17 protein-coding genes and 2 pseudogenes are annotated in these 23650 nt (G+C 68.6%); 10 read left to right on the top strand and 9 right to left on the bottom strand.

Translation table 11 applies throughout. The annotated features are described in order from the left end of the window. Positions 1-8: 8 nt before the first annotated feature. Genes K6V06_RS04720 through bcsB form a run of 3 tightly spaced genes read right to left on the bottom strand, consistent with a single transcriptional unit; the run spans position 9 to position 7634 of the window. Entirely contained in the window at positions 9-4094 is a 4086-nt protein-coding gene (locus K6V06_RS04720) for a cellulose synthase subunit BcsC-related outer membrane protein (protein ID WP_222240447.1), read from the bottom strand. Further along, positions 4076-5299: a cellulose synthase complex periplasmic endoglucanase BcsZ gene (bcsZ, locus tag K6V06_RS04715; protein WP_222240799.1), complete on the bottom strand. Its 1224-nt coding sequence runs from the start codon at positions 5297-5299 to the stop codon at positions 4076-4078. Before bcsZ ends, K6V06_RS04720 begins: the two co-directional genes overlap by 19 nt. A gap of 10 nt (positions 5300-5309) precedes the next feature. Next, a complete protein-coding gene (gene bcsB / locus K6V06_RS04710; protein ID WP_222240445.1) occupies positions 5310-7634 on the bottom strand; it encodes a cellulose biosynthesis cyclic di-GMP-binding regulatory protein BcsB in 2325 nt (774 codons plus the stop codon). Positions 7635-7909: 275 nt separating this feature from the next. On the opposite strand from bcsB, the pseudogene K6V06_RS04705 reads away from it, so the two are divergent. Next, positions 7910-8137 (top strand): annotated as a pseudogene (locus K6V06_RS04705) (hypothetical protein); the annotation flags it as partial. Between the two features lie 467 nt (positions 8138-8604). On the opposite strand, the gene K6V06_RS04700 reads toward K6V06_RS04705, so the two are convergent. The 4 genes from K6V06_RS04700 to glpK form a co-directional block, all read right to left on the bottom strand. After that, positions 8605-8988 (bottom strand): hypothetical protein, encoded by a 384-nt coding sequence (locus K6V06_RS04700; protein ID WP_222240443.1) that lies wholly within the window; start codon positions 8986-8988, stop codon positions 8605-8607. Positions 8989-9128: 140 nt separating this feature from the next. Further along, positions 9129-9545, bottom strand: a complete 417-nt coding sequence (locus K6V06_RS04695) for an MliC family protein (RefSeq protein WP_222240440.1) — start codon at positions 9543-9545, stop codon at positions 9129-9131. A gap of 49 nt (positions 9546-9594) precedes the next feature. Then, complete coding sequence (locus tag K6V06_RS04690) at positions 9595-11202, bottom strand: glycerol-3-phosphate dehydrogenase/oxidase (RefSeq protein WP_222240438.1); 1608 nt, start codon at positions 11200-11202, stop codon at positions 9595-9597. A 73-nt stretch (positions 11203-11275) separates the two neighbouring features. Beyond that, positions 11276-12817, bottom strand: coding sequence for a glycerol kinase GlpK (gene glpK / locus K6V06_RS04685; RefSeq protein WP_222240434.1), 1542 nt, complete (start codon positions 12815-12817; stop codon positions 11276-11278). Between the two features lie 124 nt (positions 12818-12941). Here glpK and K6V06_RS04680 point away from each other — a divergent pair. Both K6V06_RS04680 and purU read left to right on the top strand, forming a co-directional pair. Then, positions 12942-13795: pseudogene (locus K6V06_RS04680) on the top strand (DUF4743 domain-containing protein). Positions 13796-13804: 9 nt separating this feature from the next. Next, positions 13805-14671, top strand: a complete 867-nt coding sequence (gene purU, locus K6V06_RS04675) for a formyltetrahydrofolate deformylase (protein ID WP_222240433.1) — start codon at positions 13805-13807, stop codon at positions 14669-14671. 19 nt (positions 14672-14690) lie between these two features. On the opposite strand, the gene K6V06_RS04670 is transcribed toward purU, so the two are convergent. Continuing rightward, a complete protein-coding gene (locus K6V06_RS04670) occupies positions 14691-15458 on the bottom strand; it encodes a DeoR/GlpR family DNA-binding transcription regulator (protein ID WP_222240432.1) in 768 nt (255 codons plus the stop codon). A gap of 175 nt (positions 15459-15633) precedes the next feature. On the opposite strand from K6V06_RS04670, the gene K6V06_RS04665 reads away from it, so the two are divergent. The 7 genes from K6V06_RS04665 to waaC all read left to right on the top strand — a co-directional run bounded on the left by K6V06_RS04665 (position 15634) and on the right by waaC (position 23065). Beyond that, positions 15634-16779, top strand: coding sequence for an ABC transporter ATP-binding protein (locus K6V06_RS04665; RefSeq protein ID WP_222240431.1), 1146 nt, complete (start codon positions 15634-15636; stop codon positions 16777-16779). Position 16780: 1 nt separating this feature from the next. Beyond that, a complete protein-coding gene (locus tag K6V06_RS04660) occupies positions 16781-17896 on the top strand; it encodes an ABC transporter ATP-binding protein (RefSeq protein ID WP_222240430.1) in 1116 nt (371 codons plus the stop codon). Next, positions 17893-18774, top strand: a complete 882-nt coding sequence (locus K6V06_RS04655) for a carbohydrate ABC transporter permease (protein WP_222240429.1) — start codon at positions 17893-17895, stop codon at positions 18772-18774. Before K6V06_RS04660 ends, K6V06_RS04655 begins: the two co-directional genes overlap by 4 nt. Further along, complete coding sequence (locus K6V06_RS04650) at positions 18767-19591, top strand: carbohydrate ABC transporter permease (RefSeq protein ID WP_222240428.1); 825 nt, start codon at positions 18767-18769, stop codon at positions 19589-19591. Before K6V06_RS04655 ends, K6V06_RS04650 begins: the two co-directional genes overlap by 8 nt. 37 nt (positions 19592-19628) lie before the next feature. Beyond that, on the top strand, positions 19629-19937 hold the full coding sequence (locus K6V06_RS04645; protein WP_222240427.1) for a DUF2160 domain-containing protein: 309 nt from the start codon (positions 19629-19631) through the stop codon (positions 19935-19937). A gap of 99 nt (positions 19938-20036) precedes the next feature. Beyond that, positions 20037-21806: an ABC transporter substrate-binding protein gene (locus K6V06_RS04640; protein WP_255581603.1), complete on the top strand. Its 1770-nt coding sequence runs from the start codon at positions 20037-20039 to the stop codon at positions 21804-21806. A 260-nt stretch (positions 21807-22066) separates the two neighbouring features. Further along, positions 22067-23065, top strand: coding sequence for a lipopolysaccharide heptosyltransferase I (gene waaC / locus K6V06_RS04635; protein WP_222240795.1), 999 nt, complete (start codon positions 22067-22069; stop codon positions 23063-23065). Between the two features lie 167 nt (positions 23066-23232). Here the strand turns inward: waaC and K6V06_RS04630 are convergent, their stop codons facing one another. Continuing rightward, the gene (locus K6V06_RS04630; RefSeq protein ID WP_222240426.1) at positions 23233-23610 is read right to left on the bottom strand and encodes a helix-turn-helix domain-containing protein; all 378 of its coding nucleotides are present in this window, start codon (positions 23608-23610) and stop codon (positions 23233-23235) included. Positions 23611-23650: the final 40 nt, after the last annotated feature.

Raw genomic sequence — 23650 nt, 5'->3', positions numbered from 1 at the left:
GTGCCGGATCAGTAAGACGAATACGGTTGTACCGGGTCCGGCGGGAACGACACCGGCCCGCGTTGGCGGTCGAAGAAATAGCGCAGGTAGGCGAACGCACGGTTGGGCGCGTAGTCGCGCGAGCGGTCGATCTGCAGCACCAGGCCGGCGATCCACTGTGGCGTGAGGCGATACTCCACGGCTGCCGCGGCGGTATAGCTGAAGCCTCCGCCGGAGCCGCCGGTATAGCGCGCAGCGGCGCCGCCGGCGGCCGCCTGCAGGTCCGGCCGGGTGGGATACAGGTCCATTGCCTTCTCGTCGGTATTGGACAAGCCCGCCGATCCTTCCAGCCGCCATGACCAGCCACCGCGCCGGCCGGACCACTGCACTGGCACCGACACCGACAGGTAACGCTGCGGGCTGTAGTAGCCGCCATGGCCGAAGGTGTAGTAGCGCAGGTTCTCGCTGTAGCGCCAGTAGTTCAGCACGAGGCCGGTGATGACGCGCTGGTCGCGACGCGACAGCAGCGGCCAGTCCATGCCGGCCCGCACGGTGACTTCGCGGTTGCGCATCACATTGTGGCCTGTCAGCAGGCCCGCGCCGACGGTGGCGAAGACGCTGCCGCGACCCACGTCGTGCGAATAGCCGACGCGCACGCCATTGCGCAGCACGCCGCCCCATTGCTCGCCGCTGGCCGGATCCACCGCGCCGGCGTAGGAGATCAGGCTGCTGGTGACGGGGCGCCGCGATACATCGACCGTGGCCGAGGCACGGCGCAATTGCGCCCGATAGCGAAAGCCGCCGACCAGGTTCTGCTCGGTGAAGCCCAGCGGCGTGGTGCCGACGTCCGCGCGCCAGCTCTCGGTGGCGCCGTCGAAGGCATAGCCTGCCGCGAGCGCCATGCCGGTGTCCTGCTGGCCGCGCGAGGACCAGGGCTGGCCGGGACGGCCGGCGATCTGGCCGAACTCGCCGGCGTCTTCGCTGTCGTTCGCCAGCGTGCCGGCGTCCAGCCTGACGGTGTCGGCGTGGAAGAAGACGTGACCGGTGTATCGATGCGGAATGCGCACCAGCAAAGGGATCTCGGTCGAGCCAAGTCTCGATACGCCGCTGTCGCCGGACTTGTTCGAGTAGAGAAAGGCCGTCGCAACCTGGCCCTGCCGGCGCGATTCCAGATCGAGCAGGGCGCGTTGCGCCGGCGTTCCCTGCATGGCGATGTCGTCCGCTTGCGCGGCGTCCCGGCTGGGACCGGATGGGTCCGCCATGCCGGTATTGCCGAACCAGCCCGTCGTGCCGCTTGCGCCGGAGCCCATGCTGCTTCCAGCGGGGCCGAAGCCGACGCTGCCCGGCGACAGCACCTGCGGCTCCGCCGTGCCCGCCTGTGCGACGTCCACCGGCGCCGCAACGACGCCTTCGCGCCGCTCCTCGTCCAGCGCACGCCGGTACAGCGCCGCCGCATGCTCGAATTGGCCGCGCGATTGCGCGATGCGGCCCTGTTGCAGGGTCAGGTCCGAACGGCCCGGGTACTGCTGCTGCAGCTGGGTGACTACCTGCTGCGCCTCGTCAGCTTGCTGCAGCGAGGTGAGTCGGCGCGCGGCCGACAGCCGTGTATTGATATCGTCGGCGGGCGTGTCGCCGAGGACTTCCCGCACCTTGGCCAACGCCTCGTCGTCGCGCCCGGCGCGCTCGTCCAGCCGCGCCAGCAGCAGGCGCGCATCGGCGTTGCGCGGCTCGCGCGCCAGCAGCGCCCGCGCCGCCTCGGCGGCGCCGGCATCGTCGCCCTGCGCCTCGCGCAGTTCGGCCTGCGCCAGGCCCCAGCGCCGGTCTTCGCGCAGCGGGGCGGGAACGGCGGCCAGCACGCGCGCCGCGCCCGCGAAGTCGTCGCGCGCGATCAGGCGGTCGCTGTCGCGCAGCGCAAGCCGCAGGGTCTGGTCGTTCAACGTCTCGCGCTGCTCCGGGGTCAGCGTGCCGTGCTCGCCGATATCGGCGAGCCAGTCGCGCAGCGCCTCGTCGCGGTCGGCCGCCGCCAGCAGTTCGCCATAGCGCAGGCGCACGCCGATGGCCGGATCGTCCGGATGGGTGGCGAGCCAGTCGTCGACCAGGCGCAGGCCGCGCGCGGGCTCGCCCAGCGCGATCCACTCGCGGCCGACCGTCGCCAGCATCTGCGGATCGTCCATGGCATCGCGGGCCGCCTCGTCCAGCAATGCGCGCGCCTGCTGCCTGTGGCCGGCAGCCAGCGCCAGGCGCGCCTCGCGCACGCGCTGCTGCGCGCGCAGGTTGCCAGCCAGCTGCCGCATGCCCTCGGTCTGCTCGGCGCCCGGAATTTGCGCGAGCACGGCAGCCGCGCTGTCGGGATCGTCGATGGCGTTCAGATAGAGCGCCGCGGCATAGCGCATTTCCGCGGCGGGTGCCCGGTGCAGGCCTTCCTCCATCACGGTGCGGCCCATCGCCGGCAAGCCGAGGTCGCGATAGACGCGGGCCAGGGAATAGCGGGTCCAGGCAGCGTCCGGGGCGAGCCGCACGGCTTCCTCGAGCCGCGCCAGCGCGGGGCTCAGCAGCCGCTGCGACAGCAGCTGGTCGGCCTGCAGCGACAGCAGGTCGGCGCGCAAGACGCGCAGCGTGCGGACGTCCTCGTCCCGGGTGGAGGAGGGGGAGGGCGCCCGCGCTAGCCGCGCTTCGGTGTCGGCGAGCAGGGCTTCGATCTCGCCGCTGCGGCCGCTATCGCGCAGCAGCTGTGCCAGCGTACGTACCGCATCGATGTCGGGCGGCTGCAGCGCCTGCCGCTTGCGCAGCAGGGCTTCGGCTTGCGCGCGCTGGCCGCGGGCGATCAGCGCGTCGGCGAGGATGCGCTGCGCGTCGCCGTTGTCCGGCTGGCGGCGCAATGCCTCGCGGGCCAGGCGTTCCGCTTCGTCCGGCTTGCCCTGTTCGTTGGCGCGGCGGGCCGCGGCGATCGATCCCCAGAACGCCGCGGTGTCGAGCAGGCTGCTCCAGCGGTTCCGGCCCTCGGGGTCGAGCTTCAGCGCGCGGGCGAACAGCTCGCGGGCCTCGTCGTGGCGGCCTTGCCGCAGCCGCACCAGTCCCAGTCCGCCGACCGCCTCGGCATCGCTGTCGCGCGAGCGCAGCGCCTGCTGCAACGCGGCTTCCGCCTCATCGAGCCGGCCGCGCTCCAGCGCACGCAGCCCCCGCTGCTGCGCCTGGTAGTCCGGGTCGGCCAGCAGCCGGCGGCGCGCCTCGACCACTTTGGCAAGATCGGCCATGGTGTCGCGGGCGACCTGATCGTCGGGCGCTTCACGCAGGTAACGTTCGAACCAGACGTAGTAATCGGGATCGGTGCTGACGCTGTAGAGCGTGCGGCGCCACAGGTCGAGCGCGCCCTGGCGGTCGCCGTCGGGGCGGCGCGCGATGTCCCGCAGAATCTCCAGACCCTCCTGGCGCGTGGCCGAACGGTCGGTGAGCAGGCTCGCCAGCGCCATCGCCAGGCGCAGGTCGCTCGGGTCGCGGCGCGTGCGGGCGCGCAGTTCCGCGATTGCCTGCGCGCGGCCCTGCGCGGTGTCCGAGAGCATGCGGTAGTAGTCGGACGCCATGTCCCCGGACGGGGCGCCGTGGGGAAACAGCTGGCGCAGGCGCGCCACCGCCTCGTCGGACTTGCCGGCGCGCGACAGCAGACGGATCTCGGCCAGTTCGCGCTTGTCGCGCGTGGCGAGCCGATAGGCGTCCTCCAGCTCGCGCGTGGCGGCATGGCCCGGATGCGCCCGGCGCAGGCGCTGCAGCAGCTTCTCGGCCTCCGCCGGCCGGTTCGAGCGCAGTTCGATTTGCGCGAGCAGCAGCAGCGCATCGGGCTGGTCGGGCTGCAGCGTCAGGATCTTGTCCAGCTGCGTGCGAGCCATGTCCTGGCGGTTCTTCGCTTCCCACATGCGCGCCGACGACAGCAGCTGCGACATCTGTGGCGACGGCGGCGCCGATGCAGTGGCGGCGGAGCCAGCGGTGCGTCCCGGCTGGGCCGGACCCGGCGCGGCAACGGATTGCGCCTGCGCGACGCCGCTGTTCAGCGACCCGGCCAGCAGCAGGCCGACGGCGGGCGCCAGCCCGGCCCGAGGTGTCAACGGCTTGCCGGGCATTGCGTGGTCCAGGCGGGCATCAGCGCGCCGTCAGCGTCGTAGCGATACAGCCCGTCCATGTAGCCGAGGCCGAACAGCGCCAGCACCTGGCTGTAGTAGCCCAGCGGATCGCGCGCGGCAAGGCTGCGCACGCGCTGCACCTGCGCCGCGGCGGCGTCCTGGCGGCCGAGTGCGGCGAGCAGGGGGGCGACCGCGGCGGAGAAGCCGCCGTTGCCGGCGTTCGGGCCCGGCGCACCGGTGCGCGTGTCGACACGCTCCGGTGGATGGCCATGGCGCACCGTATAGTCGGCCATCGGCGTGAAGGTGCGCAGCAGATCGCCGTGCAGCGGATCGCGCGGCGACAGCGTGCCGGCCCACAGATAGACCCGGATCGCGTTGTAGGCGCTCTCGGCGCTGGTCTGCTGGTCCGGACGGAAGCCGGTGGCGGCGGGAGCCTTGCCGCCGGCATTGCCGGCCGCCGGCGCGTGGTACTCGACCCAGTCCGGCGAGAATCCGTGCGGCGCGGTATCGAGCGTCATCCGCGCCGAGGTGCGCACCATCTCGGCCCACTGCGCGTCGTTCGGCAGCAGCACGGCCAGGCGCCGCATCACCTGCATCGGCACATAGCTGGGATTGAGCCGCCACACGTTGGGCTGCGGATGAAAGCCTACCGGTCCTGGCAGCACGGTGCGGCCAAGGCCGGGCAGCATCGCGGTTTCTTCGCTGGCAATGCGCCGGGCCAGCACGGTGCCCAGCGCGGTGAAGCGGCGTTCGTTCCAGAGCCGGCCCGCTTCGAGCAGGGTATAGGCGATCCACAGGTCGGCGTCGGACGCCGGGTTGCTGTCGATCACGCCCCAGCGATCGGGATGCCCGGCGGCGTCCTGGCGTCCCCAGATCCATGCCGGCAGATGCGAGGCGAGGTCGCCGCGCGCCAGGTTGTTCTCCGTCCAGGTCAGCAGCCGCTCGAAGGTCGGCCGGTCGTTGGCGACCAGCGCAAAGAACAGGCCGTAGGCCTGGCCCTCCGACACGGTGACTTGCTGTGGCGTGCTGTTGTCCACCACGCGGCCGTCGGTGCTGATGGTGTCGCGGCGAAAGGCGTCCCAATCGGGCCAGCTGCAGGTCGCCGCGGTGGCGCTCGCGCAGCAGGTGGCCAGCAGGGCGGCGGCCATGGCGCGGCCGCTCAGCCGCCGCAGCGTTCCACCAAGGGCGCACAGGCGCATCGGCATGCCGGCCATGTCAAAGCCCCTGGCGCCGTGCGGCGACGCGGGCCAGTGCCCAGAAGGCGGTCAACGCCACGGCCAGGCCGGTCAGGATCCCGGCGAAGGCCAGGAATACCGGATGCGACGAGACCTTGACCCAGACCCGGGCGTACCACGGGAAGTCGCCCACGTAGTAGCGCTCGCCCAGCCGCAAGCCTTCGACCTCGCCGGCACGGATGACGGTGAGGTCGCCGCGCACCTGGGATACCTTGGTGCCGTTCTCCAGCACATCGAGCACGTCGGCGATGCGCTCCGGCGTCGTTGCCGTGACCGCCACCACGCTGCGGTTGGCGGCAAGCGGCGATTCGAAGCCGATCATCGCCGCCAGCGGGCCATCGGCGCGCAGGATGGCGCGTCCCGCCGGCGTCACGACATCGTCCTCGCTGCCGCTGAGCCAGCTGGTCCAGGCCCCGGCACGCTGATCGCGCAACGCGAGCTCGGTCTTGCCGCGCTCGATCATCAGCGGCAGCGAGCGCCCCCACTGGTTCAGCAGTTGCGCGGCCGAACCGGTGCCGACCACCAGCAGGTTGCGGTCCTTTACGCTGTCGATCGCGCCGGACGGCACCACGTTCACGCGCAACGCGGGCAGCCCGGTCCATTTGCCCATATGACCGAGCAGGGTCAGCAGCGCTTCCTGGTCGCTGGTCGCGGGCGCTTCTGGCATGACCACCGCGGTATCGCCCAGGTCGGCCAGCCGGGTGAACGGATAGCCGGAGTTGGCGAAGAAGGCGAGGTTGGGCATCGCGGCGTAGTGCGCGAAGGAACTGAAATCGATGCTCGAGTCCGGATCGATCGCGGCCCGTGCGACGCGCGCCGGCGTCGAGGCGCACAGCCCCGTCTTCTGCGAATCCAGATGGAAGCGGAACTGCATCTGATTGTCGCTGCCCACGCGGAACGCCGGCACCCGGATCTCGTTGCTGACCACGGCGTCGCTGCCGGACAGCAGCGGCACGCTGACCACGTTCTCGTCGTCGTTGCGCGACAGCGGCCGCAGCCGGTACGAGCGCACCAGCTGGTCGTTGATGTCGACGTTGAGCACCGAGTCGTTGTAGGTCGATGGTGCGGTATAGCGGTACTTCAGGTTCAGCGGCACGCTGCGGTGGTTCCAGCCGTACAGGTCGGCCGGCACGCGCAGATTGACGCGGATCGGTTGGGGGCTGTATCCGGCTACCTGCAGCTGCTGCGGATCGCCCACCAGTTCCCGGAACAGCACGGGACGGTCCACCGGTGCCCACTTGGGCGCGTCATACGGCTTGCGCGGCGGCCCCATGTCCACCGACTGCACCAGCGCCTGATCGCCGCTCATCGCTGCCTTGCCAAGCACCAGCGCCGCGGCCGCGGTTTCCAGCTCCTTCGCGTCGCGGCCCGCGACGATCAGCAGCTTGCGGTGCGGCGTGGCCGGGCTGTCCATCACGCGCAGCATCGGCCCGGCAATCTCGCGCAGGCCAAGCGCCTGCGCGCTCGGGCCAGGCAGCGCGAAGGCGATGGCGTGCTGCTCGGGCGGAACGGTTCGCGCGACCGGGAAGCGCGCCTCGCGATAGTCGGCCAGTGACCCGAGCCACGACGCCACCACGCCGGCCGCGCGCAGCATGCCAGGGTCCGCATCGGCGGGAAGCACGAACGGCACGGTGACACGCCGGTTGTCACGCCGGTCGAAGAAGGGCTGCGGCAGCAAGGCCAGGTTGTTCGGCAGCGCCAGCGGCGCGGTGGTCAGGGCGAGCGTACTCGACGAACTGATGTCGGTCCACAGCGCCGAATTGGCCGGATCCTCGCAGTGGTCCATCGTGTAGTGGCCGATGAACTGAATGACGATCCGATTGAAGTCGGTGAAGAAGCGCGGATCCAGCACGATATCGCGGGTCACCTGCTGCCCGGCGCGCTCCTTCTCCAGCGGCAGCGTCGCCACCACTTCGTCGTTGAGCATCACCTTCAGGTGCGACATCGGGAACACCAGCGCCGGCGAGGAGGTGTAGTGCAGGCGCAGCGTGGCGGCCGTCACCACCTCGTCGGTGCGCACGCCGATGTTCAGCGTGTGATCGGGGTTGGTGCCGCGCAGCTCGATGGGGCCATAGGCGCCCATGGCTGGCATGGTCAGAACGCGCGTGGTCCGCTCCGGTGCGGCCGCGGCCCGCACATCCGGCTGCGCGCTGGCCTGCGGGCGCGGCTCCGGACTCTGCACGGATTGCGACGTACCGGCGACATTCGAGGGTTGCGCCACTGCGGTCGGTGCCGCAGCGGGAAAGGCCGCCAACGCAAAAGACAGGATGGCAGCGGGCCTTGCGGCCTGAAACGGAACTGGCATGGACGAAGCGAACGGCTCTTTCAGGGCTGATGCGTGGAGCGGAATTCCGACGACTGCAGGTCGCTTGTCTGGCCAGGTCCCCTAATTTAGTGACTGGGGAGGCGCTTCAAGGACTTCTGCGCCTTGTGCTGGCGAGTCTACACCACCTCGGCTGTGTATCGCCACGCGCGCCTGGCTTGGCGTTGCTTGGGCGTCGCGGCATTGAAAACAATTGTTACGGGATCGACGGCGACCTTGCGTGCTAGCATCGACTGGCTGCGACACCGGAGGCCCCGATGCCCGAGCATGACAAGCATGTCTTCACCCGCGCCCAGTATCTGCAGATCCTCAACGACAGCCTGCGCCGCGATCCGCGCTGGCGCCCCGGCATGGCATTCGTGTTCCTGCCTCCGGGTGCGGATGCGGCCTCGGCAACGGCGGTGGGCTGCACCGGACCGGACGATGCGCTGGACGTGTACGCGGAGATCCAGCGCATCGCTTCCGAACTGATCGAGGTGCGCGATGCGGCCGAAGGGACGCCAGGGACGGCGATACCGGTTGCCAACGCGGACGGCGCGGACGTGATGCACGACATCGCCGACGATACCCGCGATGGGCCGGCGGGGCTGCGGAAGGGCGGCTGAAGCCGCCGGGCAGGAAGGCTGTGGCGGTCTGCCGCCGATCTCGGCAAAACGTCCGCCGGTTGGCGGACGTCGGGGACCTCGGGGTTGGACCGCGGCGAATCTCGCGGCACGCTCGCGTGCGGCCGGTCCGCAGTCGGTTCGATCAGTTCATGAACAGCCAGATCAGAACCAGAATGAAGGCGGGAACGCCAAGCAGCCAGGCAATAATGTAGGGCATTTGATTGCTCCTTCTCGTGTTGTCCACGAGTCCACTATAGGTAGCCTCCGCCCTGCAAACTGTCGGGACCGCTCCGCTTGGCATGTAGGACCCCGCCGACCGGGAGGGATCGAGCGGAGCGACCGCCCGCTCAATCCTCCTCGTCTTCACTCTCCAGGAAGTCGCGACGGATCATCCAGTTGCGGATCGCCTCGTCACAGACCTTCTTCAGCTTCTGCCGGTCGGGCAGCTTGTCGAACAGTTCGAAGTTGACCAGCGCCATGCCCGCGTCGGTGATGTAGAACAGCCGGCCTGGATCCTCGTAATGCACGATACGGCCGTCGATGCCGGATTCCTCGCTTTCGGCCGGCATGTCTTCCAGTTCGACGACCCGGCAGGTGAAGCGGGGGCTGCGGGTGTGGGTCAGGTATTCGAACTCGTCGTGCATGACCTCGCCGGACTTGCCGGTGGCGATGGCAAAGCCCCAGATGAAGCGGGGCATCGGCAGATCGGACAGATCGTCAATCTCGTCCATGGTGTTTCTCCCTGTTTCGATGAGGCGCATTATCGCTCGCCAACGCGCGGGCGCGAAGGCGACAGGGGCGCAATGGTGTCGATGGCCGTGCCGACCCACTGGCGCGGCGATGGTTGTCGCTGCCCGCGGGCCGGAGGACGTTAGCGCTGCGCGCGGCAGCCGGCATGCACCGGGGGCGCCTGTTCGCCCCGCGTTTGATCGAGCAGCATGGCCTCGTCGCCACGGGTCCACCAGATCAGCGGGCCGTGCGCATAGCGCGCACCGGAACCGCTCAGCACGGTGACGAACAGCAGCCTGCGGCCGTCCAGCGTCACGATCGCAAGCTGGTTGTCCGCGCTGTTGAAGTAGCGCGCTGCGATCCGCGCGCCGTCTTCGCACAGGTACTGCACGGTGCGAGGGGGCTCGAACTGCAGGCCATCGAAGCGCGGTCCCGCCGCGCGAGCCGGGTCCTGGCCGGCAGTGGCGCCAAGGGGCGCGAGCGCTCCCGTCGCGGCAATCACCGTCAGCGCTGCCAGCGCTGCCCGCGCCCCAGTGGTACGCCATCCTGCTGCTGCCATGCCATTCTCCTTCGCCTTCTGTCCCGCCGGGTCATCAGCCTGCCACTCATCAGGCGGCCAGTCGATACCCCTGCGCGAGCGCCTCGAAACGGCTGACCTCGTCGGCCTGCCATGCCGCGTCGTGCCCCAGCTCTTCGGCCAGGATGCGCGCGACGGCCGGTGCCGCGGCAATCGCGGCCCGGGCGTCCAGGAACAGCAGCCGGTTGCGGCGCGCCAGCACGTCCTCGACCCGGCGGGCCAGTTCGTGGCGGGCGGCAAAGCGGACATGCGCCTCCGTCAGTCCCGATTCCACCGCCAGCACGTTGCCCGCGCCCGGCAGCGTATGGAGCAGGGCCAGGTCGGTGCCGTAGTAGCGGTCGGGCGAGCGATCGTCGGCGCCCAGCCCGGCGCTGCCCACCGCGGAGCCGGCGCCATGCAGCGGCAGCGAGGCGGTACGGCAGGGCGCGGCGGGCAGCATCTGCCGGCGGATCGCGGTGTCGACCACGTCCTCGGCCATCCTGCGGTACGTGGTCCATTTGCCACCGGTCACCGTGATCAGGCCGGCGCGGGACACCAGGATCGTATGCTCGCGCGACAGCGAGGCGGTGGAGGATTCTCCCGTGGCCTTGACCAGCGGGCGCAGACCCGCCCAGACGCTGGTCACGTTGGCGCGCGACGGATCGCGCGACAGGTAGCGGGCGGCGGTCTCGAGGATGAAGTCGATGTCGTCCTCGGCCGCGCGCGGCTCCAGCGGCAGGTCGCGGCGCGGGGTGTCGGTGGTGCCGACGATGGTGTGGCCGTTCCAGGGCACCAGAAACAGCACCCGCCCGTCGTCGGTACGCGGCACGAGGATGGCGCGGTCGCCCGGCAGGAAGCTGCGCGGCAGCGTCAGATGCACACCCTGGCTGGGCGCCACCATGGGGGCGGCGCGCTCGTCTTCCAGCTGGCGGATGCCATCGACCCAGACGCCCGTGGCGTTGATCACGCAATCGGCGCGCAGCTCGAAGGTGGCGTCGCCCAGGGCGTCGCGGACCTTGACCCCGCTGACCACGCCACCCTGCATCGTCAGGCCCGTCACCGGCATGTAGTTGACGGCGAGACCGCCCGCATCGAACAGCGTGCGCATCAGCGCGATCGCCAGCCGCGCGTCATCGAACTGGCCGTCGTAGTACAGGTTACCGCCGCGCAGCGGGCGTCCGCCCACATGCTCGGCCAGGGTCGGCACCTCGGTCAGCGTTTCCCGGTGGTTCAGCCAGCGGCTCGACGCCAGGTTCAGGCGGCCGGCCAGCATGTCGTAGACCTTCAGGCCGATGCCGTAGAACGGCTGATCCAGCAGCTGGTAGGCGGGCACGACGAAGCCCAGCGGGCGCACCAGGTGCGGTGCGTTGTTCGCCAGCAGGCCTCGCTCGTGCAGCGCCTCGCGCACCAGCCCGATATTGCCTTGCGCGAGATAGCGCACGCCGCCGTGCACGAGCTTGGTGGCCTTTGACGAGGTGCCCTTGGCGAAGTCCGCCGCCTCGAGCAGCAGCGTGCGATAGCCGCGCGAGGCGGCGTCCAGCGCGGTGCCCAGTCCGGTGGCGCCACCGCCGATCACGATGACTTGCCAGCGCGGCTCGCGCTCGAGCGTAGCAAGCAGAGCGGCACGGTCGGGAGGCTGGATGGGGGTCAGTTTCTGCATGGTGTGTGGTGTTGAAATGCCATCGGCGCCCTTGGCGGCGCCGCAAATGCGATACGTGATGCGGCCGCCGCGCTCACCTGGTGTCGTCCTCGCGCGCCCAGTCGCGCGCGCGCTCGACGGCACGATGCCAGCGCGCGAGCGCGGTTTGCCGGGCGTCCTCGGACAGTTCGGGTTCGAAGCGGCGATCGACCTGCCACTGGCTGGACAGCTCGTCCAGGCCTGACCAGTAGCCCACCGCCAGGCCCGCCAGATAGGCGGCCCCCAGCGCGGTGGTTTCGGTCACGCGCGGGCGCACGACTGGCGTGCCGAGCAGGTCGGCCTGCAGCTGCATCAGCAGATCGCTGCGCGAGGCGCCGCCGTCGACGCGCAGTTCCGCCAGCGCGATGCCGGCGTCCTTCTGCATGGCCTCCAGCACGTCCACGCTCTGCAGCGCGATGGCCTCCAGCGCGGCGCGCGCGATGTGCGGACGACCGGTGCCGCGCGTGACGCCAACCAGCGTGCCGCGCGCGAAGGCGTCCCAATGCGGCGCGCCCAGACCGGCGAAGGCCGGCACCAGCACCACGCCGCCGCTGTCCTCGCACTGGCGTGCCAGCGGCTCGACTTCCGGCGCGCTCTGGATGATCTGCAGGCCGTCGCGCAGCCACTGAATGGTGGCGCCGCCCATGAACACGCCGCCTTCGAGGCAATACTGCGTGCGGCTGGCCCCATCGGTAGCGCCGGCCGCGCCGAGCTGCCAGCCGATGGTGGTGAGCAGGCGGTTCTTCGACTCGACCGGCGTGCCATCGGTGTTCATCAGCAGGAAACAGCCGGTGCCATAGGTGTTCTTCGCCATGCCCGGGGACAGGCAGGCCTGGCCGAACGTCGCGGCCTGCTGGTCGCCCGCGATGCCCGCCACCAGCAGCGGCTCGCCGAACAGCCGGGGCGCGGTGCGCGCGATCTCGCCGCTGGAGGGCAACACTTCCGGCAGCACGCTGCGCGGAATGTCGAGCAGGGCAAGCAGCGCATCGTCCCACTCGAAGCGGTGGATGTTGAACAGCATGGTGCGCGAGGCGTTCGTCACGTCGGTGACATGGCGCTGGCCATCGGTCAGTTGCCAGACCAGCCAGCTGTCCACGGTGCCGAAGGCCAGTTCCCCGCGCTGCGCACGTTCGCGCGCGCCCGGGTAGTTGTCCAGCATCCAGCGCAGCTTGGTCGCGGAGAAGTAGGCGTCGACCACCAGGCCGGTGCTGTTGCGGATGGTGTCCTCATGCCCTGCCTGCAGCAGGGCCTCGCACATCGGCGCGGTGCGGCGGTCCTGCCAGACCAGCGCGCGGCCGACCGGCTCGCCGGTCTTGCGGTCCCACAGCACCGCGGTCTCGCGCTGGTTGGTGATGCCGATCGCGCGGACCTGTGCCGGACCGATGGCGGCCTCGCGCAGAACCTCGTGCGCGACCGCGAGCTGCGACTGCCAGATCTCGTAGGGGTCGTGCTCGACATGGCCGGGCTGCGGATAATATTGCCGGAATTCGCGCTGCGCGATGCGCACCACGCTGCCGGCGCGGTCGAACAGGATGGCGCGCGAACTGCTGGTGCCCTGGTCCAGCGCCAGGATGTAGTCGCGGGAGTCTTGTGTCATGGCTGCCGTGTATTCAATGAAAGGGCTGGCGCGGTGCCAGCCCGGAAACGAAATGGGAGCGTCGATGCCGCAGCGAATTCCATCGCCAGCCACGCCTGATGCAGCGGCCGTTGCCGACGCCGGCATGCTCGAGCGCATCGCCGCGGGCATCCGTGCGCGCTCGCGCTTCGATCCGGCCGCGCATCTGCGCCTGATGGCGGGATCGGCACAGGTCGGCTGGCTGCCACGCGCCATGCCCGTACGCTGCGCGAAATGGCCGCTGCCGGGCGCTTCGGTCCATGCCCGACCGTGCTCGGTGACGAGGACAGCGGCAGCGTGACGCTGCTGCCCGGCACCGAGGCGTTCGCTGCCCGCACTGCGGCGCTGGACGTGGTGGCGCGCGAGCTGGCCGCATTGGGCAGGCTGCGCGGCTGGCGCGATGAACGCTTCGCGGTGACCGCTGCGCTCGATGCCCCGGCCTTCGCCACGATCGAACGCGCCGCCGCGCGCTACTTCGGCCTGCTGACCTTTGCCGCGCATATCAACGGAGTGGTCGAGGGCGAAAAGATGCTGTGGATCGGCCGGCGCAGCAACAGCAAGGCGGTCGATCCCGGCATGTGGGACAACGTGGTTGCCGGCGGCGTGCCGCACGGCAGCGATCCGCTGGCAACGATGGTGCGCGAATGCGACGAGGAGGCCGGCATTCCCGCCGCGCTGGCCGCCGGTGCGTGCGGACAGGGCTGCTTCGAGGTGCTGCGCGAGATCGACGAAGGGGTGCAGTGGGAGGAGGTCCATCGCTACGACCTGACACTGCCGCGGGGCTTCATGCCGGTGAACCGCGACGGCGAGGTTGCCGAACACCGCTGCGTACGCGCGGACGCCGCCCTTGCTATCATGGCGGATTGCGCGATGACGCTGGACGCCACGCTGGTCACCCTGGACCTGCTGAGCCGGCGCGGCTGGGTCACCCTCGGCCCGGCATTCGCGGACCTGCTGTAAACCCATACGATGAGCACTCCTGGCTTTATTCTGACCCTTTCCTGCCCGGACCAACCGGGCATCGTTCACGCCGTTTCCGGCCTGCTGTTCGAGCACGGCTGCAACATCCTCGATTCGGACCAGTACGGTGACGAGTACACGGGCCGCTTCTTCATGCGCGTGCATTTCGGCGCGGGCGCCGGCGGGGTCGATCTGGCCACGCTGCGCGCCGCCTTCGCCGCCGTTGGCGAACAGTTCTCGATGCAGTGGGACCTGGTCGATGCCGCCGTGAAGCCGCGCGTGATGATCATGGTCTCCAGGATCGGCCATTGCCTGAACGACCTGCTGTTCCGCACCAAGACTGGCGGGCTGCCGGTCGAGATCGCGGCGATCGTGTCGAACCACCGCGACTTTTACCAGCTCGCCGCGTCGTACGACATTCCGTTCTTCCATCTGCCGCTGATGAACGCCTCGGCCGAGCAGAAGCTGGCGCAGGAAGCCAAGGTCTTCGAGATCGTGCGCGAGCAAAATATCGACCTGGTGGTGCTGGCCCGCTACATGCAGGTGCTGTCGGACGACCTGTGCCGCAAGCTGGAAGGGCGTGCCATCAATATCCATCACTCCTTCCTGCCCAGCTTCAAGGGCGCCAAGCCCTACTACCAGGCGCATGATCGCGGCGTGAAGCTGATCGGCGCGACGGCCCACTACGTGACCGCCGACCTGGACGAAGGCCCGATCATCGAGCAGGAGATCGAGCGCGTGGACCACAGCATGGACCCGGACCAGCTGACGGCCGTGGGCCGCGACGTCGAATGCGTGGCGCTGGCCCGTGCGGTCAAGTGGCACGCGGAACACCGTATCCTGCTGAACGGCCACAAGACCGTGGTGTTCAAGTAGGAACGCCGTCGCGGCGGGGTCATTCCGCCGCGACCACACACTTCACTCCGCTGTCTTGCAGGATCCGCTCGAAGGGCGGACGGGGCGCCTGGTCGGTGAACAGGCGGTCCACCTGCTCCAGATGGCCGAGTTCGACCATCGCCTGGCGGTTGAACTTGCTGGCATCCGCGGCCAGCCACACCTCGCGCGACTGTTCGATGATGGTCCGCGCGACCTTCACCTCGCGAAAGTCGAAGTCGCGCAGCGTGCCGTCCCCCTCGATTCCCGAAATCCCGATCAGGCCGATATCCACCTTGAACTGGCGGATGAAGTCGACCGTCGCCTCGCCGACGATGCCGCGGTCGCGCGAGCGCAGCACGCCGCCGGCCACGATCACCTCGCACTCGGGATTGTCGGCCAGGATGTTGGCCACGTTCAGGTTGTTGGTGATCACGCGCAGGCCGCGATGATGGACCAGCGCCCGGGCGATTTCCTCGACCGTGGTGCCGATGTTCAGGATCAGCGAGCAGCCTTCGGGCACCGCGCGCGCCACCGCGCGGGCGATGCGGGCCTTGCCGTCGGCATGCAGCACCTGCCGCTGCCGGTAGGCAATGTTCTCGGTGGTGGAGCCGTCGATTCGCACGCCGCCATGAAAGCGCGCCAGCATGCCGTTCTCGGCCAGCAGGTTGACGTCGCGGCGGACCGTCTGCAGGGTGACGCCGAACTTGCGCGCAAGCTCCTCGATCGAGGCGAAGCCCTGGCTGCGCACGGCCTCCAGCAGAGCGGTCTGGCGAGGATTCAGAGTCATGTTCGCATTCTAGATCAAACAAAAACGAAAATAAAATGATGCGTCGCAATATTGTTTTCCGTTCCTTTGTTTGCTAAAACGAGCAGAGCAGCATGAATCGCGCATAGAAAACAGGCGGATACCACCGGCCGGTTGCCCACCTGCCGGGGCATCGAAGGACCAGCACGGAGACTCCATGCAGCTGACTCTGGATGGCATTGCGCAGCAGGCAGGTTCGCAGGTTCATCTGTATCCCATGTCACTGGCGCCGGTGCCGGGCATGGTCACGGTGCTGCTGGGCGCCACGCTCGCCGGCAAGACCTCGCTGATGCGGGTGATGGCGGGGCTGGACCGGCCCAGCGCCGGCCGCGTGCTGGTGGACGGCGCGGATGTCACCGGCACGCCGGTGCGCCGGCGCAATGTCGCCATGGTCTACCAGCAGTTCATCAACTATCCGTCGATGACGGTGTTCGACAACATCGCCTCGCCGCTGCGGCTGCGCGGCGCGCGCGGGATCGACGGCGCCGTGCGGGCGCTGGCCGGCAAACTGCATATCGATCATCTGCTCGAGCGCCTTCCGGCGGAGCTCTCGGGCGGGCAGCAGCAGCGCGTCGCGCTGGCGCGGGCGCTGGCCAAGGGCGCGCCGCTGATGCTGCTGGACGAGCCGCTGGTCAACCTGGATTACAAGCTGCGCGAGGAGTTGCGCGAAGAGCTGACGCATCTGTTCGAGCAGGGCGACGCCACCGTGGTCTACGCCACCACGGAGCCGGCCGAGGCGCTGCTGCTGGGCGGCCATACCGCGGTGCTCGACGCGGGCGAGCTCCTGCAATACGGGCCCACCGCGCAGGTGTTCCACTATCCCGATTCGCTGCGGGTCGCGCGCGCGCTCAGCGACCCGCCGATGAATCTGCTGCCCGGTGAGCTGCGCGACGGGCGCATCTGGCTGGGAGAGGGCATCGGCATGGCGTTGCCGCCTGGCACCCAGACCTCCTACACCGGGCCCGTCACGCTCGGCGTGCGCGCCGGCGCCTTGCGCATCGATGGCGCGCAAGCCGCTGCGCCCGACCTTGGGGCCGCCGGCGGATCCCCCGACGAAAGGCTGCAGGGCCAGGTCGCGCTCGCCGAGCTGTCCGGGTCGGACACCTTCGTCCACCTGGACACCCGCGTGGGCAGCCTGGTGGTGCAGGTGCCGGGGGTTCTGGAGCTCGCGCTGGGGGACCGGGTCACGGTACGCGTCGATCCGGCCAGGCTCTACCTGTTCGATCGGGACGGCCGGCGCATCGTCGCGCCAGCCCGGCCGGGGCTGGGCGGTCAGCCGGCGACCGACGGCGGAGCGCGCTGACATGGCCAGGATCGACCTGGATCTCGCCCACAGCTATCGCGCGCATCCCGCCGCGGACGAGGACTATGCGCTGCTGCCGCTGCGCTTTACCTTCGAGGACGGCGGCGCCTATGCGCTGCTGGGCCCCTCGGGCTGCGGCAAGACCACGCTGCTGAACTGCATTTCGGGGCTGCTGCAACCCTCGCAGGGCAAGGTGCTGTTCGACGGCCGCGACGTCACGCGCGATACCCCGCAGCAGCGCAATATCGCCCAGGTATTCCAGTTCCCGGTGATCTACGACACCATGACGGTCGGCGAGAACCTGGCCTTTCCGCTGCGCAACCGGCGCATTCCAGCGCAGCAGATCCGCGCGCGGGTCGGCCGTGTGGCCGAGATGCTGGAGCTGTCGGCGGTGCTGGACCGCCAGGCCAGCGGACTGTCGGCGGACGCCAAGCAGAAGATCTCGCTGGGACGGGGCCTGGTGCGCCAGGATGTGTCGGCGATCCTGTTCGACGAGCCGCTGACGGTGATCGACCCCCACCTCAAATGGCAGCTGCGGCGCAAGCTCAAGGAGATCCACCGCGAGTTCCGGCTGACCCTGATCTACGTCACCCACGACCAGACCGAGGCGCTGACCTTCGCCGAACAGGTACTGGTGATGTCGCGCGGCAAGGCGGTGCAGGCGGGCACCGCGGACGCGCTGTTCGAGCGTCCGGCCCACACCTTCGTCGGGCACTTCATCGGCTCGCCGGGGATGAACTTCCTGGCCGGGCGGTGGCGTGACGGCTTCATCGAGGCGGCAGGGCGGCGCTATGCCCCGCCGGCCGACGCCGCGCTCGCGGCCCGCCTGCAGGCCGCCGGCACCTTCACCATCGGCGTTCGACCGGAGTATGTCGGCCTGGCCGCGCCGGACGATCCGCAAGCGGTGCCGGTCACCATCGACCGTGTGCAGGATGTCGGCACCTACTGGCTCGCGACGGCGCGGCCCGCCCATGTCGAGAGTGCGGACGGCGCCAGCAGCCTGCTGCGCGCGCGCCTGGGCGACCAGGCCGTGACGCTGCGCGCCGGCGAGCCTGCCTGGTTTTCGCTGTTCCACCGTCACACCTGCTACTACGTCAACGAGGAACTGGTGTCATGAAGCCGATCAACCAGAAGGCCTGGCTGCTGGTGCTGCCGGTGGTGATCTGCGTTGCCTTTTCGGCGATCGTGCCGCTGATGACCATCGTCAACTACTCGGTGCAGGACATCATCTCGCCCGATCGGCGCGTGTTCGTCGGCACCGAGTGGTTCCGCGCGGTGCTGCGCGACGATGAACTGCACGCGGCGCTGCTGCGTCAGCTCGGCTTCTCGCTGGCGGTGCTGCTGGTGGAGATTCCGCTGGGCATCCTGCTGGCGCTGGCGATGCCGGCGCGCGGCTGGCGCGCCTCGGCGGTGCTGGTGCTGGTGGCGCTGTCGCTGCTGATTCCGTGGAACGTCGTGGGCACCATCTGGCAGATCTTCGGGCGCACCGATATCGGCCTGCTCGGCGCCGCGCTGGCGGGCATGGGGTTCGACTACAACTACACCGGCAATGCGCTCGACGCCTGGGTCACCGTGCTGGTGATGGACGTCTGGCACTGGACGCCGCTGGTCGGACTGCTGTGCTACGCCGGGTTGCGCGCCATTCCCGACGCCTACTACCAGGCGGCGCGCATCGACGGGGCCAGCCGCTGGGCGGTGTTCCGGCATATCCAGCTGCCGCGGCTGCGCGGCGTACTGATGATCGCGGTGCTGCTGCGTTTCATGGACAGCTTCATGATCTATACCGAACCGTTCGTGCTGACCGGCGGCGGGCCGGGCAACGCCACCACCTTCCTGTCGCAGTACCTGACGCAGAAGGCGGTGGGCCAGTTCGACCTGGGGCCTGCGGCCGCTTTCTCCATCGTCTACTTCCTGATCATCCTGCTGCTGTGCTTTGTCCTCTATAACTGGATGCAGCGGGCGGGCACGATTGCCGAGGAGGTGCCGCATGCATGACAGCGACATGGACCGTGGCGCCTGGTGGCGGCCGGTATTCCTGCTGATCTATCTGGCGTTCGCCATCCTGCCCATCTACTGGATGCTGAACATGTCGTTCAAGACGAACCAGGAGATCCTGTCGACCCTGTCGCTGTGGCCGTCGCAGCCCACGCTGGCGCACTACCGCACGATCTTCACCGATCCGTCCTGGTATTCGGGCTACATCAACTCGCTGATCTACGTGCTGCTCAATACCGTGATCTCGGTGGCGGTGGCGCTGCCGGCCGCGTATGCGTTTTCCCGCTACCGCTTCATCGGCGACAAGCACGTGTTCTTCTGGTTGCTGACCAACCGCATGACGCCGCCCGCGGTCTTCCTGCTGCCGTTCTTCCAGCTCTACACGAGCGTGGGGCTGATGGACACGCATCTGGGCGTGGCGCTGGCGCATCTGGTCTTCAACGTGCCGCTGGCGGTGTGGATCCTCGAAGGGTTCATGTCCGGCGTGCCGCGCGAGATCGACGAGACCGCCTACGTCGATGGCTATTCGTTCCCCCGTTTCTTTCTGACGATCTTCCTGCCGCTGATCAAGGCCGGCGTCGGCGTCGCGGCGTTCTTCTGCTTCATGTTCAGCTGGGTCGAACTGCTGCTGGCGCGCACGCTGACCTCGGTCAACGCCAAGCCCATCGTCGCCACCATGACCCGTACGGTATCGGCCTCCGGCATGGACTGGGGCGTGCTGGCCGCCGCGGGCGTGCTGACCATCGTGCCCGGCGGCATCGTCATCTGGTTCGTGCGGCACTACATCGCCAAGGGGTTTGCCATGGGGCGGGTATGAAGCCCGCCGCCGTCTGCCGTTTTGCAGGAGAGATGCGATGCTCAACTGGATGGTCTGGACCACCCCCGTCGCGGTGTTCTTCATTTGCGTGGCGGCGATGCTGATCGGGATGACGGTGTGGGAGCTGCGCTCGCCCTCGGCGATGCGCAAGGGCTTCCTGCCCATTCCCACCACGCGGGGCGACCGCCTGTTCATCGGATTGATGATCGCCGCGTGGATCAACCTGGCGTGGGTGGGCCTTGGCGAGGCGATGGTCGGCTGGTTCTCGCTGGAAGAAGAGCCTTCGCTGTGGTTCAGCTTCGTCGCATCGATGCTGGTGCTGGCGCTCGTCATGCGCAAGGGCTGAAGCAAGGCGGCACGCGCCCCTGCACCGAATCGAGCCGCGGCCTGTCCTTCCCGGACCGCGGCCCACCATTGCCGGGAAGGGCTATTCGAGGAGACATCGATGAAGGCGCTGATAGCAGAAGCGAGGCCGGTGCGGGCAGCGGGCGGGGCGGTGCGCGCCCTCGCGCTCGCCGCCGCGCTGGCTTGCGCGCCGGCCGCCTGGGCCGGCGAAGCGGAGGCGAGGAAGTGGATCGACAACGAGTTCCAGCCGTCCTCGCTGAGCAAGGACCGGCAGATGACGGAAATGAAGTGGTTCATCGACGCCGCGGCAAAACTGAAGGCAAAGGGCGTCACGCAGATCAACGTGGTGTCGGAGACGATCACTACCCACGAGTACGAGGCGAAGACGCTGGCGCGCGCGTTCGAGGAGATTACCGGCATCAAGGTCAACCACGACCTGATCCAGGAGGGCGACGTCGTCGAGAAGCTGCAGACGTCGATGCAGTCCGGCCGCTCCATCTACGACGGCTGGATTTCGGACTCGGACCTGATCGGCACGCACTACCGTTATGGCGCCATCCTGCCACTGTCGGACTACATGGGTGGGGCCGGCAAGGAATGGACCAATCCCGATCTGGACATCAAGGACTTCATCGGCACCAAGTTCACCACCGCGCCGGACGGCAAGCTGTATCAGCTGCCGGACCAGCAGTTTGCCAACCTGTACTGGTTCCGCGCCGACTGGTTCGCCCGCAAGGACTTGCAGGAGCGCTTTCGCGCCAAGTACGGCTACGACCTGGGCGTACCCACCAACTGGTCGGCCTACGAGGACATCGCCGACTTCTTCACCAATGACGTCAAGGAGATCGACGGCAAGAAGGTCTATGGCCATATGGACTACGGCAAGAAGGACCCGTCGCTCGGCTGGCGCTTCACCGACGCCTGGCTGTCGATGGCCGGCACTGCCGACCGCGGCCTGCCCAACGGCATGCCGGTGGACGAGTGGGGAATCCGCGTCGCCGAGGACAAGTGCACCCCGGTAGGCGCCTCGGTCGCGCGCGGCGGCGCCACCAATAGTCCGGCAGCCGTCTACGCCCTGACCAAGTACATCGACTGGATGAAGAAGTACGCGCCGCCGCAGGCGATGGGGATGACGTTCTCCGAGGCGGGCCCGGTGCCGGCGCAGGGGCAGGTCGCGCAGCAGATCTTCTGGTACACCGCCTTCACCGCCGACATGACGAAGAAGGGCCTGCCGGTGGTCAATGCCGACGGGTCACCGAAGTGGCGGATGGCGCCGTCGCCGTATGGGCCGTACTGGAAGCAGGGCATGCAGAACGGCTACCAGGACGTGGGCTCGTGGACCTTCTTCAAGAGCACCGACCCGAATCGCCTTGCCGGCGCCTGGCTGTACGCGCAGTTCGTCACCTCCAAGACCGTGTCGCTGAAGAAGTCGCTGACCGGCCTGACCTTCATCCGCGACAGCGACATCCATCACGACTACCTGACGAAAAATGCCGCGCGCTACGGCGGCCTGATCGAGTTCTATCGCAGCCCCGCGCGCGTGGCGTGGACCCCGACCGGCAACAACGTGCCCGACTACCCCAAGCTCGCGCAGCTGTGGTGGAAGAACGTCGCAACGGCCGTCACCAATGAAAAGAGCCCGCAGCAGGCAATGGACACGCTGGCGGACGAGATGGACCAGGTGATGGCCCGGCTGCAGCGAGCCGGCATGGCCCAATGCGCGCCAAAGCTCAACCCCAGGACCGATCCGGCCAAGTGGCTGTCCGATCAGCATGCGCCGTGGAAAAAGCTCGCCAACGAAAAGCCGAAAGGCGAGACCATTCCTTACGACAAGCTGCTGCAGGCCTGGAAGGAGGGCAAAGTCCGGTAGGCGGGGCATTGGAGCGAGCGTCTTGCTCCCTCTTCCGCTTGCCGGGAGAGGGACGCCGGCCCCCGGCCCCCATAACCTGCGGTTTGCTCCCCTCGCCCGCTTGCGGGAGCGGGGCCGGGGGAGAGGGTAGTTCGGGGGTGGCAGCAACGCCACCGGCTTACCAGCCGTTACGCGCTTTTTCAGAAGCCGGCACGGGACTGCGGCATACTAGCGCCTTCCCAAAAACAGCGACGCTTGCCGCAGACTCCGCTGGCCGAATGATGAAGCGCATTCTCGTCATCAAAATCACTTCCCTGGGCGACATGGCCCATACGGTACCCCTGATCTGGGACCTGCGGCATGCCTTTCCCGGGGCCAGCATCGACTGGGTGGCCGATGCATCCTGCGCCGATATTCCACGCTGGACCGTCGGGGTGGACCGGGTCATCGCGCCTCCGCTGCGCGGCTTCAAGAAGTCGCACAGCTGGAAGGATTTCAAGGCGATCCTGGGAGCGGTGCGCGAGTTGCGCCAGCAGCGCTACGACGCGGTACTCGATGTGCACGGCGTCTACAAGAGCGCGATCGTCGGCTGGCTGGCCCGGACCCGCAAGCGCTTCGGCTACGCCGCGCAGTACCTGGGCGAGGCCAGGGCGGAGGCGCTCTACACCGATATCTTCGTCCCGCATGGCGACGCGACCGCCCGCTACAAGATGCGGCTGGTCGCCTCCAGGGCGCTCGGATATTCGATCAGCCCTGAAGAGCGGTATGAAGTCCGCGTGCCAGCCCCTGCGCAGCCGCTGAATTCCGACGGCGTGCCACGCGCCATGCTGTTCCACGCCACCTCCGCCGAGGCCAAGAAGTGGCCCGCCGAACGGTGGATCGCCGTCGGCCGCGAATTGCAGGCGCGGGGCTACCGAGTCCAGTTGCCCTGGGGGTCGGATGCCGAGCGGCAGCAGTCGGAGGTCCTTGCCGAGGGGATGCCGGGCGCCGAAGTGCTGCCGAAGATGACAATCACCGAATGCGCCCAGCGCGTCGACGCCGCAAGCCTGGTGGTGGGCACCGATACCGGCTTCGTCCACCTGGCCCACGCCTTGTGCAAGCCCTGCGTGATGCTGTTCACCGCCACCTCCCGCGAACACTTCGGCGTCGACGCCCCCGGCCAGGCAGTGTCAGTCGGCGACAACGGGGTGGTGCCCACCGTGGCGGAAGTGCTGAGCGCGATCGACGAGGTGACAGGGCGAACCCGTGAGGCGGCGCCGGAGCTGGCGGGACAGGTCTAGCAAGAGTCAGTCAGGCAATCGGTCGGTGTCATTGCCGGCCGGCATGCCACCATGGAAGCGGCCAGTCTCCACGGCGGGATAGAGGGTGGCTTGCGGCATCGGTACCAGCCCGCTTCTGCGAGCGGACCGCAGCCTGTGACAGCACTGACGGCCCGCCGTCCTGCGTATCACCCTGCCCGCTTGCGAGCCAGGGCCCGTGCCACCGCCGCCACAACGTCCTGGTCGTCGCTGTCCAGTCTGGCCATATACCTGCGTACATTGCGCTGGGCAGGCGTTTCGTCTCCCGAAAATGGCGAACGCAGTTCCTCGACATTGACGGCACCGTTTTCCTCGGAGAATTTGAGCATCTCGAAGGGCGGCACGCCGAGCGTATCGGCAAGGGTGCAGATATTGATTAATGCGACGTTTCGGAGGCCGCGTTCGATTCCGCTCAGATAGGAGCGCGCCAGACCGCTCTCCAGTGCCAGTTTTTCCTGGGACCACCCGCGCTGCTTGCGAAGAAAGGTGAGGCGTTGCCCGAATTGCTTGAGAGGATCGCCGACCATGGTAAGTATCAGGTTTGAAAATCGCGCCAGGTTGATGGGA

It is taken from the genome of Cupriavidus sp. AU9028, from assembly GCF_019795295.1.
Classification (GTDB): domain Bacteria; phylum Pseudomonadota; class Gammaproteobacteria; order Burkholderiales; family Burkholderiaceae; genus Cupriavidus.
Note: the sequence above shows the minus strand (reverse complement) of the source record. Positions and strands in the feature narration are given on the sequence as shown.